Annotated in this window: 12 protein-coding genes; 11 read left to right on the plus strand and 1 reads right to left on the minus strand. The window is 46.9% G+C overall.

Annotated elements, in window-relative coordinates:
• The first annotated feature begins 42 nt into the window (after positions 1-42).
• From dnaA to BDT_RS00050, 10 genes are all read left to right on the plus strand, one after another.
• Entirely contained in the window at positions 43-1,416 is a 1,374-nt protein-coding gene (dnaA, locus tag BDT_RS00005; protein WP_235046202.1) for a chromosomal replication initiator protein DnaA, read from the plus strand.
• Positions 1,417-1,648: 232 nt separating this feature from the next.
• Entirely contained in the window at positions 1,649-2,755 is a 1,107-nt protein-coding gene (dnaN, locus tag BDT_RS00010) for a DNA polymerase III subunit beta (RefSeq protein WP_011162627.1), read from the plus strand.
• Positions 2,755-3,879: a DNA replication/repair protein RecF gene (gene recF / locus BDT_RS00015; protein ID WP_015089213.1), complete on the plus strand. Its 1,125-nt coding sequence runs from the start codon at positions 2,755-2,757 to the stop codon at positions 3,877-3,879. The genes dnaN and recF overlap by 1 nt, the downstream gene beginning before the upstream one ends.
• A gap of 77 nt (positions 3,880-3,956) precedes the next feature.
• Positions 3,957-6,401 (plus strand): DNA topoisomerase (ATP-hydrolyzing) subunit B, encoded by a 2,445-nt coding sequence (gene gyrB, locus BDT_RS00020; protein WP_015089214.1) that lies wholly within the window; start codon positions 3,957-3,959, stop codon positions 6,399-6,401.
• A gap of 23 nt (positions 6,402-6,424) precedes the next feature.
• A complete protein-coding gene (gyrA, locus tag BDT_RS00025; RefSeq protein ID WP_051026247.1) occupies positions 6,425-8,908 on the plus strand; it encodes a DNA gyrase subunit A in 2,484 nt (827 codons plus the stop codon).
• Position 8,909: 1 nt separating this feature from the next.
• Positions 8,910-9,707, plus strand: coding sequence for a tetratricopeptide repeat protein (locus BDT_RS00030; RefSeq protein WP_015089216.1), 798 nt, complete (start codon positions 8,910-8,912; stop codon positions 9,705-9,707).
• Entirely contained in the window at positions 9,707-9,943 is a 237-nt protein-coding gene (locus tag BDT_RS00035; RefSeq protein ID WP_015089217.1) for an AtpZ/AtpI family protein, read from the plus strand. The genes BDT_RS00030 and BDT_RS00035 overlap by 1 nt, the downstream gene beginning before the upstream one ends.
• Positions 9,940-10,296, plus strand: a complete 357-nt coding sequence (locus BDT_RS00040; protein ID WP_041576707.1) for a hypothetical protein — start codon at positions 9,940-9,942, stop codon at positions 10,294-10,296. Before BDT_RS00035 ends, BDT_RS00040 begins: the two co-directional genes overlap by 4 nt.
• Entirely contained in the window at positions 10,286-10,975 is a 690-nt protein-coding gene (atpB, locus tag BDT_RS00045) for a F0F1 ATP synthase subunit A (RefSeq protein ID WP_015089219.1), read from the plus strand. The genes BDT_RS00040 and atpB overlap by 11 nt, the downstream gene beginning before the upstream one ends.
• Positions 10,976-11,007: 32 nt before the next feature.
• Positions 11,008-11,325 carry an ATP synthase F0 subunit C gene (locus BDT_RS00050; RefSeq protein ID WP_011162635.1) on the plus strand — a complete coding sequence of 106 codons (318 nt, stop codon included), beginning with the start codon at positions 11,008-11,010 and terminating at the stop codon, positions 11,323-11,325.
• 98 nt (positions 11,326-11,423) lie between these two features.
• Here BDT_RS00050 and BDT_RS00055 read toward each other — a convergent pair whose 3' ends face one another.
• Positions 11,424-12,344, minus strand: coding sequence for a hypothetical protein (locus tag BDT_RS00055; RefSeq protein ID WP_015089220.1), 921 nt, complete (start codon positions 12,342-12,344; stop codon positions 11,424-11,426).
• Positions 12,345-12,489: 145 nt separating this feature from the next.
• Between BDT_RS00055 and BDT_RS00060 the strand changes: the two genes are divergently transcribed.
• On the plus strand, positions 12,490-12,966 hold the full coding sequence (locus tag BDT_RS00060; RefSeq protein ID WP_015089221.1) for a hypothetical protein: 477 nt from the start codon (positions 12,490-12,492) through the stop codon (positions 12,964-12,966).
• The last annotated feature ends 29 nt before the right edge of the window (positions 12,967-12,995 follow it).

The raw sequence follows: 12,995 nt of genomic DNA on the forward strand, positions 1-12,995 counted from the left end.
GTGGAATTAAACTCGTCTTTTTGGACACTTATCAAAACAAAGATGAAAAGCCGGAACGACAACAATAAGTTGTTGGATACTTGGCTTGATCCTATTGAGTACGTGAGCACCACGGGCTCGGCGGATCGTCCGCGCCTGGTCCTTGGAGTACCCAACGCCCTTCACCAGTACTTCGTTATCGAGAACCTGCAGGATAAGATTTATACTGAGATTTCAGATACTTATGGTAAGCCTTTCGAGGTTGAGTTCAGTATTACGGGGAACAAAATAAATTCTCATATTGAGACATCCACAACCCCGGACGAGGTTTTAAGCGGTTCTGAGATCCTCCAGGCTCAATTGGCACGTGCTCAGAATATCCAGCCTACTCAACCAAGGTCCAGTTCGGATACTTTGAACTCTGAACTTACTTTTTCGACCTTTGTCGTGGGGAAAAACTCAGAGTTTGCCCATGCAGCCTGTTTTAACGTCGCCCGAAACCCAGGGGCCGATGATTACAACCCTCTCTATATATATGGACCGGTCGGAATGGGTAAAACCCATCTTTTGCATGCGGCTGGGAATTATATTCGCGAACAATATCAGCAACTTAGAATTACCTACATCTCGGCAGAACGCTTTATGAATGAATGTATTTCTGCCATCCGTCGCCATGAAATGGATAAGTTCCGCCAGAAGTACCGTGAAAACTCGGACATCCTTTTGGTGGACGACGTTCAGTTCATCGCCCGGGGTGAGGCCGTTCAGGAAGAATTCTTCCACACCGTGAACAGCTTCATCGACAGCCGCAAACAGGTCATCTTGGCCAGCGATCGTATGCCCAAGGATATCCATGGCCTTGAAGACCGCAGCCGCACCCGTCTGGAGCGTGGCTTAATTGCAGACATCACCATGCCGGATCTGGAGACCCGTATTGCGATCCTTCGCTACAAAGCTGAAAAATTCAACGTGCGCCTGCCTGAAGACGTCGTGAACTACATAGCCAGAATATCCAAACGTTCCATCAGAGAGCTTGAAGGCAATCTGAAGAAGGTGAAGATGTTCTCCGAACTTCAGGGTCTGCCGATTGATCATGAACTGGTGAAGCGTATTTTGGCCCACCACGAAACTCAAAGCACGATTTCTGTGGAAGAGATTATGAAGCTTGTGGCAGATCATTTTAAAGTGCGTGTTTTGGACCTTAAATCTTCAACCAGAGCCAAGCCGATTGTCGTTCCACGTCAAATCGCGATGTATCTGATTAAGAAGTTCCTGGATAAATCTTTGGTGGATATCGGCAAGTCTTTCGGAGGCAAAGATCACACAACTGTGATGAATGCTCTGGAACGGGTTAAGAATCTACAGGCGGCGGACCAGGATATCGCCAAAGATATCGAAGACTTGGAACAAAGAATCCACAATATCACAGGGGTGTGAATGTGGACTGTGGAAAGAGTTGTGGAAGAGTTTGGGGCTTAAAATGTGGATCTGAGTTACCCCCAAAAAAGGCTCAAAAACTGCAAAGTTGTACAGAGTCTTTATCCACAAATGTTTTTTAGTGTTTACATGGACTTAGGGGATTTGTTAGGTTTTCCACGCCCCTACTACTACTACTAGATATTTATATATATAGAATTAGATAATAAGAGCGTTCAAAAGAGGGTCTTTCATGAAATTAGAGATTGATAAGCGAGATCTGTTAAGTCTTATCGGAAAAACACAGAACATTGTTGAGAAGCGCAACACCATGCCCATCCTCATCAACGTTTTGCTGGAAGCTGATCAGAACACTTTGAAAGTTTTTGCAACCGATCTGGAAGTAAGCCTTACCGATCAGATCAAAGTTCAAGTTCACCAGGCTGGTAAAGTGGCCGTCAGTGCAAAAAGTCTTTTCGACATTGCCAAGGAACTTTCTGAAGGTCCGATCACTTTGATCAAAAAAGAAAACAACTGGCTTGAAATCAAACAAGGCAAGTACACTTCCAAAATCGTTGGTATCTCTGCTGAAGAATATCCGATCTTCCCTACTTACAATTCTCAAGCCTTCATCAAAATTCACGCTCAGGTGCTGAAAGAGATGATTGATAAAACGATTTACTCTGTTTCCACAGACGAGACTCGTTACCACCTGAACGGTGTGTTTTTTGAATTGAATCCGCAGACAGGTTTCAAAATGGTTGCGACCGATGGTCACCGTATGAGCCTGGTAAACAAACCTTCCGAGGACATCAAGGTTAACGCCACTCAAGGTGTGATCATTCCGCGCAAAGGTTTGCACGAAATCAAAAAAATTCTTGAAAGCATCGACGGCACCGTGGAAATAGCTGTGGAAGGCTCCCAATTCGTATTGAAACATTCATCAACAATTCTGATGATTCGTTTGATCGAAGGAAAGTACCCGAATTATCAACAGTTTATTCCACAGAAGCTTCCGCAAAAAGTGATGATCAGCCGAGATGCATTCCTGACTTCACTAAAGCGTGTGTCTTTGTTGGCGAATCAGAAATCCAAGGCGGTGTTGTTGAATCTTTCCAACGGCCGTATGGAGATTTCCTCGAACAATCCGGAACTGGGTGATGCGAAGGAAGAGATCGAAGTGGATTACATGGGCGGCGAAATCAAAATCGGTTTCAATGCAAAGTACATCACCGACATTCTGACCAGTATGAACCAGGACAAAATTGATTTCGAACTGAATGATCATCTTTCACCAGGATTGATGAGACCTCACAACGACCAGACTTACACCTGCGTTGTGATGCCAATGAGAATCTAATGATTTTCGAAAAACTGCGTCTGGTTAATTTCCGAAATTATCGGGACGTGGTTTTGTCCTTCTCTCCGCGAGTGAATGTTTTCCTCGGAGAGAACGGACAGGGTAAAACTAATCTCCTTGAGGCGATGTACATGATCTCTCAAGGGGACTCCTTCCGCTACTCTGACAACTCCACCCTGATCAACTCGAACACATCTGAGTCGGTTATCCAGGCGCTGATTACTCAGAACGATCTTCATTACAAACTGAAGTTAGGTCTTTCAAAAAGCCGCAAGGTTTTAACTTTGAACGACAAGCGTGTGAATTCGGCCGACATCCGAAAAATTTTTGCCAGTGTTGTGTTCAGTCCAGAAAGTCTTTCTTCGATCAAAGAAGGGGCTGACCACCGCCGTGAACTGGTGGATGAGCTGCTGGTGACTTTTGACCGGAAAAACGCCCATTTGATTGCCGATTACCGAAAAGCGCTTAAAACGCGCAACAAGATCCTGAAGAACTTTTTGGAGGGTTTGCAGGACAAAGTGGTCACCGAGAACCTTTTGGAGTCTCTAAACCCCCAATTTGTGCGTTTAGCGACCGATTTGACCCATGCCCGCATCACGGCATTGCAGGGACTTTCCAAAGACTTCAATAATGCCATGCAGTATATTTCTGGCAATTCCACTGTGGATATCTCGGTGGAATACCTTGTTTCTGATCAAAACGCGGTGAGTTTCACACGTGAAGAAGTCGAAAATGCAATCACAAAACGACTTCGTGAACTGCATGATGCGGAGCTCTCAAGCGGGACAAGTTTGGTGGGTCCTCATAAGCACGATATTGTGTTCCTATATGGGCAAAAAGACTCACGATTTTTCTGTAGCCAGGGGCAGCAGAGAGCGATCATTCTTTCTTTCAAAATGGCCCAAATTGTGTATCATAGGAAGGCTCACGGGACCTATCCTGTGCTGATGTTGGACGACGTACTTTCCGAGCTTGATAAAGCCAAAAGAGATGCACTGATTACGTTCTTACACGAGATCAATACGCAGATTTTTGTGACAACCACGGATTTCACATTGCCCGATTCTTTCAGCCTCGATCAGCTTTCCGTTGTGCGCATCAAGGATGGCCAAATTCTTGAGTAGCACTTTTCAGTTTTCAAACTGGAAGTGAATGATGAACGCGACGCCTTCGAGAGTGAATTTTCACGGTACCGAGGGGTATGCAAAGCAATGAGGGGTTCCCAGTGTCAGCAGAAGAACAAAAATCCTATTCGGCCGATTCAATTCAGGTTCTAGAAGGTCTTGAGGCAGTTCGTAAGCGTCCCGGTATGTATATCGGTGATACCGCTTTCAAAGGCTACCATCACCTTGTGTATGAAATTGTGGATAACTCGGTAGACGAACACTTGGCTGGCTACTGCAAAAAAATCAGTGTCTCCATCAACGCCGATGAATCCATCACTGTCGAAGATGACGGTCGTGGTATTCCGGTTGCTACTCAGAAACAAACCGGCAAATCTGCGCTTGAGCTGGTTATGACCGTTCTGCACGCCGGTGGTAAATTCGACGGCGGCGGTTATAAAGTATCCGGTGGTTTGCATGGCGTGGGTGCTTCTGTTGTGAATGCACTTTCTGACCGTGTGTCTGTTGAAGTTCAACGTGATGGTCACTTCTGGAGACAAAACTACGAGCGCGGGAAAATCCTGGCGCCGGTGGCTCAGGGTGAAACCACCACAAAAACCGGAACGAAGGTGACTTTCAAACCGGATCGCACAATCTTCAAAGATGAAACTTTGAGCTACGACTTCACCACTTTGGCGAATCGTTTCCGTGAATTGGCGTTCCTGAATGCGGGCCTGCATATTTCTTTGACCGATGAACGTAACGGCAAAAAGCAGGACTTCCAGTATTCAGAAGGTGTGGCTGAATTCGTGAAGTACATGAATCAGTCCAAAAAATCCCTGCACAATGAAGTGGTTTACTTCAAAGGCGAAAAAGACAACGTCGAAGTTGAAATCGCGATGCAGTGGAATGATTCCTATTCTGAATCTGTTTTCACATATTGCAACAACATCAACACACATGAAGGTGGTACTCACCTTGTTGGTTTCCGTGCCGCTTTGACCCGTACGACGAATGCGTATGCGACGGAAAAGAATCTTCTGAAAGATCTGAAAGCCAACCTTGAGGGTGAAGACATCCGTGAAGGTCTGGCAGCAGTTATCTCTGTAAAGGTTCGTGAACCACAGTTTGAAGGTCAGACAAAAACAAAACTGGGTAATGCCGAAGTAAAAGGTATTGTTGAAACCCTGGTAAATGAAAAACTGGCTGACTGGATGGACCGCAATCCATCAGTTGCAAAAAACATCATCATGAAATGCGTGGAATCCGCGCGTGCCCGTGAAGCTGCCAGAAAAGCCCGTGATCTGACTCGTCGTAAGACGGTTTTGGATGGCGGTTCCCTGCCAGGCAAAATGGCGGACTGTCAGGAACGTGACCCGGCTCTTTGTGAACTGTACCTGGTGGAGGGTGACTCCGCAGGTGGTTCCGCGAAGCAGGGACGCGATCGTCGTACCCAGGCGATTTTGCCGTTGAAAGGTAAAATCCTGAACGTCGAAAAAGCGCGTTTTGACAAAATCATTTCCTCTGAAGAGATCAAAGTCATCATCTCTGCATTGGGTACCGGTATCGGTAAAGACAACGTGAACGTGGATAAAATCCGCTATCACAAAATCATCATCATGACCGATGCCGACGTCGATGGATCCCACATCATGACTTTGCTTTTGACGTTCTTCTATCGTCAGATGCCTTTGGTGCTTGAGCGTGGTTATGTGTATATCGCGCAACCACCGTTGTACCGTGCGAAAAAAGGCAAAGAGGAAACTTACCTGAAAAATGAAGCGGCTTTGACTGAGTATCTTCTGAGCTCGGGCCTTGGTAATTTCAAAATCAAAGGCAAGGAATCCCTGCCGGAAAAAGATCTGCGTCAGTTGATCCTGAACATCCAGCGCTTCAATGACCTTCTGCGTGTTTCTTCCAAGAAATACGACAAAGATGTGCTGTACTTCCTGCTAAGCAAAGTGACTGATTTTGAGAAGACCTTCACGGATGCGAAAAAAATCGAACAGGTTCTTACCGACCTGGGTGCGTGGGTTAACTCTGATCAGACTTTGGGTATCACCGAATACAAAGGCGAAGTTAAGACCGAAGCTGAAACCGGAAAAATGTATGCTGACATCTACACTGTTCGTTACGCAGACCGCATGACAACAAAATTCAGCACAGACAATCTGCGTTCTTCCGAGATCATCGAGCTTAGAAAAATCTGGGCCGATATTCAGGCGATCAGCACTTTGCCTTTGACGATTCTTGAAGGTGAAAACGAAGTTCAGTTTGAAAACTACAACGACTTCTACACTCACGTTATGGAATCCACGAAAAAAGGAATCTACATCCAGCGCTATAAAGGATTGGGAGAGATGAATCCGGAGCAGTTGTGGGAAACCACTCTGAACAAGGAAAACAGAACTCTTCTGAAAGTGACTATCGACGATGCTGTTGCCGCCGACGAAACCTTCTCTATCCTGATGGGTGAGATGGTTGAACCTCGTCGTCAGTTTATCCACGACAATGCATTGCTTGCACGCAGCCTGGACGTTTAATTTTTTAAGGGATTTGAAAGTTTATGGAAAATAATCAAGAAGAAAAAGGCGTCACGTTAGTTGATATCAGCAAGGAGATGCGCGGAGCTTATCTGCAGTACTCCATGTCCGTGATCGTGGGCCGTGCCCTGCCGGATGTTCGTGACGGTTTGAAACCGGTTCACCGCCGTGTCTTGTTTGCACAAAGTGAAATGAACAACCGCCACAACAGACCGTACCTGAAGTCTGCCCGTGTGGTCGGCGACGTGATCGGTAAATATCACCCGCACGGTGATGCTTCCGTTTACGATACCATGGTTCGTATGGCCCAGGATTTCTCCCTGCGCTACCCGCTTGAAGATGGTCAGGGGAACTTTGGTTCCATCGACGGTGACTCTCCGGCAGCCATGCGTTACACCGAGATCCGTTTGACCGCTTTGGCAGAAGAGCTGCTGAACGATCTGGAAAAAGAAACTGTTTCTTTCGGTCCGAACTACGATGACTCTTTGTTGATCCCGACGGTTCTTCCATCCAAGTTCCCGAACTTGCTGGTGAACGGTTCTGCGGGTATCGCGGTTGGTATGGCGACGAACATTCCTCCGCACAATCTGGGCGAGGTTATCGACGGATGTATCCATCTTATCGGAAATCCTGACTGTCAGATTGAAGACCTCATGCAACACATCAAGGGTCCGGATTTCCCGACTTGCGGTGTGATCGCCGGCCGTGAAGGCATCTTGCAGGCTTATAAAAAAGGCCGTGGCATCGTCACTATCAAGGCGGTTGCAGAAATCGTTCAGGTCAAAGACCGTGAAGAGATCATCATCACCGAGATCCCGTACCAGGTGAATAAAGCCAAGCTGATTGAAAGCATGGCGGACCTTGTTCGTGACAAACAAATCGAAGGTATCTCTGATATCCGTGATGAATCTTCCCGTGAAGGTATGCGTATCGTTGTTGTTCTGAAACGTGGTGAAAACGCCAGCGTGATCCTGAACAGACTTTACAAGTACACCCAGATGCAGACGAGCTTCGGTATCATCATGCTAGCGTTGGATGCGAAAAACCAACCGGTGACTTTCGATCTGAAAGGCATGCTGGAAGCGTTCGTTGATCACCGTCGTGACGTTGTCACGAAACGTTGTATCTTCGAATTGAAAAAAGCCCAGGAGCGCGCGCACATCCTGGAAGGTCTGAAAAAAGCCCTGGATCACATTGAAGAGGTGATTAAAACCATCCGTGCTTCCAAAGAGGCTAACGCCGCTCGTGAAGCGTTGATGTCGAAATTTGAATTCTCTGAAAGACAGGCTATTGCGATCCTGGAAATGCGTTTGCAACGCCTGACGGGCCTGGAGCGTGACAAGATTGTTGCGGAACTGGCTGAGTTGATGAAACAAATCGACTGGCTGAAATTCGTTCTTTCTGATGTTCGCGAAATCTACAAAATCATCGTGAGCGAACTGGAAGAAGTGAAAAAACGTTACGCCGATCCAAGACGCACTCAGATCACTGGTGACTTAAGCGATCTGGAAGACGAAGACCTGATTGCCGATGAACCGATGGTCGTGACTGTGACCAACACGGGCCTGATCAAACGTATCCCGGTTGAAGAATACCGCGTGCAAAAACGCGGTGGTAAAGGTCTGAAAGGCATGGAGACCAAGGACGAAGACTACGTAACGGACATCTTCTCTGCGAGCACTAAAACCATGCTGTTGGTCTTCACTGACAAGGGTAAAGTTTACTGGTGCAAGGTTCACCGTCTGCCGTTGGGCTCCAGAACTTCCAAAGGGAAGTCTTTGGCGAACGTGGTTCAGCTTTCAAATGGTGAAAGTGTTCGTGCGATTCTGCCGGTGAATGAATTCAGCGAAAACAAATACGCTGTGATGCTGACTGAAAAAGGTGTGATCAAGAAAACATCCCTGGATGCTTTCGCAAACCCAAGAACTGCAGGTATCATCGCACTGACCACTGATCTTGAAGACGGTGTTATCGATGTGAAGATCTCTGATGGTCAGTCAGACATCTTCATCGCGACCAAAGAAGGCATGTCCATCCGCTTCAACGAAGCTGATGTGCGCGAGATGGGCCGTACCGCCCGCGGCGTGAAAGCAATCACTTTGGCAAAAGACGATGTCGTGGTGGCAATGGAAGTTCTGGAGAAGAACACCAAAGACACCATTTTGATGGTGACCTCCAAAGGTTACGGTAAACGCTCAGAAACGGGCGAATACCGCATCCAGTCCCGTGGTGGTGTGGGTATCATCACTCAGAAAACGACAGACAAGGTCGGTCTGGTCATCGGCACCAAAAAAGTCGCAGACAACATGGAACTTATTCTTTCCACCGATAAAGGACAGGTTATCCGCATGAAAGTGACGGACATCTCTGTTCTGGGCCGTAACACTCAAGGTGTTCGCCTGATCAATATCGATGAAAAAGACGAAACCGTGACTGGTGTTGCGGTTGTGGCGGAAGACGATACGGCGGCGGAGGAAACTCCGGCACCGGAAGGCGCACCACACTAACATGATCAGAGCCTTGCTGGTCGTTCTAGTTTTGGCTCTGTCCGCCTGCTCTTCACAGGAAGAGGCGGATTTTAAACAAGCTCAAAAATCCATATCCCAGGGTCATCATCGGATCGCCCTGGGGTACCTGGATCGGGTTATTAAAAGAAACAGCGACAGCAAATTCCCGCTGGAAGCTGCCCGTGAAGCCGCAAGAATCTCGTTCTTTGAGATCAAAGACTTCAATAAAGCCATCAACTATCATCATTACATTGTTCTGCATTCAACCGACGAGGCGGAACGCCTTGAATCCCAGAAACAGATTGCTTCGATTTATTTCAACAATCTGCAGAACTATCAAATGTCGATCATTGAATACAGCAAGCTGCAACAGATGCCTCACACGGATCTGGAGGCGGCCCAGTACAAGATGAACGTGGCGCGAGCGCAGTACTATCAGAACAATTTCTTCCAGGCTGAATCTGAGATTGATTCTTTGCTGAAACTAAAAAGCGATGACAACATCCGTTTCAGTGGTTTGATGCTTAAGGGTAATATCCTGGTTGCGAAGAAGGACTTCAAGAATGCCGCCGCGATCTTTAAGGAACTGATTGATAAGTATCCGGACAAAGCGGTTCAGGAAAATGTCGCCCTGACCCTGGCGGTTTGTTACGAAGAAAATTTGGACTTCAAAAACGCCATTGCCGTGCTTGAAGAGCACCGGGGCAAGTACAACCCTCCTGAGTATATCGAACTGCGAATCAAGCGCCTGCAGGAGCGTATGAAGAACGCTCCGGGAGCGAAAGGGTTCAGGAAGTAATGAAAAAGTATATAATCTTTGCATCCATCGGCTTTGAACTTGTCGGTTTGATCCTGGGATGTTTTTACCTTGGCCAATATCTTGATCAAAAGTATCAAACCAAGGGTCTTATCTTTGCCGGATTAAGTCTTGCGTGTTTGGTGGGCTGGCTGATCAGGGTTGTCTGGTTGCTGAATCGAATTCAGAAACAAGATGAGAAAGAATCAGAATCCAAGAAACCACCCGGGACGCCATGAAATATGTACTCGCCATTCAAGCCCTAACCACCCTTCTTGGGGGCGTCCTTCTGTGGCTTTTTGCCGCACCACAACAGAGCTATTCCTTCATTTCAGGCGCTTTGGTCATTTTGGTGAGCTTTTTCCTGATGGGATGGGCCTGGGGATTGATCTTCAGTAAGAAATTGGTTGCCCTAGCTATCGGGATCATTGTATTTAAGTACGCGATTTTAGGGATTATTATCTTTAAGCTTGTAGATCAAACTTGGTTCGACACTTTGTGGTTCGCACTGGGAGTCGCAAGTTTTATTCTTTCAGCGCTTGGATATGCGGTGAAAGAAGCCTTAAGAGAAGGAAAAGAAGATGTCATTTAACTGGACACAATTGGTTCCGGGTGTTGGTCACGAGTACGCACACGTTGCGACTCTGGGTATTGCCACTGTAGCAGCAGTAGGTATCGGTGCAGCTGCACGTGCTTCCCTTGGTAAAGGTGAAACCGCTGTATTGCCAGCAAGCAAGTTCTCTTTGCGCGGTATCTTCGAGCTTCTGACTGAGATGACTTCTGGTCTGGCTGACATGGTTATCGGCGAGCACGGTAAACACTACATCCCGTTTTTTGCTTCCGTGTTCTTCTTCATCCTGTTCAACAACTTGTTGGGCATGATCCCGGGTATGACTCCGGCGACTGAAAACATGAACACCACATTCGGTTTCGGTGTGTTGATGTTCTTGTTCTATAACTTCCAGGGTGTAAAAGAAAACGGACCTGTTGCTTACCTTAAGCACTTCATGGGCCCGGTTATCTTCCTGGCTCCGTTGATGTTTGTGATCGAGATCGTTTCCCACATCGTTCGCCCATTCTCTTTGGGTCTTCGTCTTGCGAACGTAATGATGGGTGACCACACGGTTCTTTCCGTGTTCCTTGATCTGGTTCCAATCGGTGTACCAATTCCATTCTATGTAATGGGATTGTTCGTATGCTTTGTTCAGGCTTTTGTATTTACTTTGCTTTCAATGGTCTACGTGGCATTCGCGATTGCACACGATCACTAAAAGGCAAATTTTTAAACCATAAGGAGTTCCACATGAAAAAAATGATCATCGCAGCTATCGCTATGTTCGCATCTTCTTCCGCTTTCGCTCAAGAAGCAGCTGTTGCAGTTACTGAAACTGTAGTTGCTAACTCTGACCGCGGTCTTGTTGCTATCGCAGCAGCTCTTGCAATCTCTATCTCTGTATTCGCAGGTGCAATGGCCCAAGGTAAAACTGCTTCCACAGCTTTGGAAGGTATCGCTCGTAACCCAGCGGCTTCTGGTAAGCTTTTGATCCCAATGATCTTGGGTCTAGCTCTTATCGAATCCCTAGTTATCTACGCTTTGATCATCGCTTTGGGCTTGAAATAATTCAGGCTTGATCTTTTGATCAAGAAGGCCGGTTCAATGGTCTTTAGAAACCCACAACTTTCATCGGTTGTGGGTTTTTTATTTTATGCTGATGAATTCTAGTACGCCGGCGTAAGCGACTTCTTCAGCCCGGTGCTTTCATACACTTTCACACCGTCCTTCTTTAACTCTTTCGCCTGATGGCAGACCGCCTTAAGCTCTGTTAGCAGTGCCTGATCCTGCGCCGTAAGAGTCTTTGCCAGATCCACGCAGTCTTCCAGAATCAAACGCAAAGCCTCCTGGGCCTTGAAGGACGTATTATAAACGTAGCGGTCACTTCGTTCGATGTCTTTGTGAGTAAAACCGTGAGGCTTGTGAGTCACATGGTAATTGCGCAGAAGTTTCTCGATGGTGGTTTCTTCAAGGCTAGCGGAGCGCTCAAAGAAAATCTGCATTTTCGCGTAAAGAACAAAGCTCTGGATCGTGCGTTTCTTGTGCTCCTCATCCCGATATCCTCCCAAGTTGCGAAAGGACTCTTTGGCGTCAAAGAAGTCCTCTTGCGCGTCTTCAGAATGCATCAGGTGCATGGATTCCCGGGTGTCATCTTCCATCAAACGAGCGCGATCAAACAGGTAGTGCGCAAACTCGTGAATCACCGTCCAGTCATCGACACTTTCAATGAGTAAAATCGTCGGCTTTTTCACCATGTAGGCATAGTTGGTTTCGGTCATGTACTGCCCGATTGCGCCTTCCGAAAACAGCTTGATAAACTTGGCAGGAATAAGGTCTTCAGTGGCGTAGGGAAGATACGGCACAGTGATGGGCAGATTTTCCGGATCCTTCACGGCATAGACATCAATACCGAAAGACTGCACGTAGGTGATCTTTTCCTTCAGCGACATATGCAGCATCGGGGTCAGCAGATTCAGCTGGATGTTCTTTTCAAAGTCCACGGTCGTACAGTCCCGGCAGTCCGCCATAGAAACGGAAGCACTAAAAGCCACAGAAAGAATCACAGCTGCCAGTCGAATCAGAGTCATCACTTCACCTCGTGGGGTCTTAAATGCAAATGATATGACAGCTTAAAAGCCCCAGATTTCAGGATAGAAATTATAAGTGTCGAATACTTAGACAGGGGCCTTTTTCCGTCTTGAGAGGCCGTTAAGGCCTTGGTATTTATGGAGTATGAAGCAATTTGAAAACCGCTGGATCTTTGAGTTCTTTGAAGAAAAGTCCGACGCCATTATCAAGTCGATGTTCGGTGGCCTGGCGCTTTATTACCAGGGCCAGTTGAAGATGTTGTTGTCTGAAAATGCCGGCGATTATTCCTATCGCGGCAAAGAATACGACTTTGAAGTGTGGAATGGTGTTTTGATTGCGACGGACCGAATTCATCACGAATCCCTGTTAAAGCAATTTCCTTTTCTGGTAAATCATCCGGTGCTGCCGAAGTGGTTGTATCTGCCTTTCACCTTTGAAGGATGGGAAGAACGCATTGAAATGATCACCCGTCTGGTGCGAAGTGCTGATCCGCGTGTGGGTGTGTGGCCCCAGGAAAAATCGCGCAAGAAAACGAAAAAGAAATCCGTCAAAAAACTGGTTAAAAAGAAAGTGGCCAAGAAATCCGTCTCTAAATCAAAAAAACCTGCGAAACGCCATTGACCTTAACCCAGCGTCAACGTTGAGAGTTG

It is taken from the genome of Bdellovibrio bacteriovorus str. Tiberius, assembly GCF_000317895.1.
Lineage (GTDB): Bacteria > Bdellovibrionota > Bdellovibrionia > Bdellovibrionales > Bdellovibrionaceae > Bdellovibrio > Bdellovibrio bacteriovorus_F.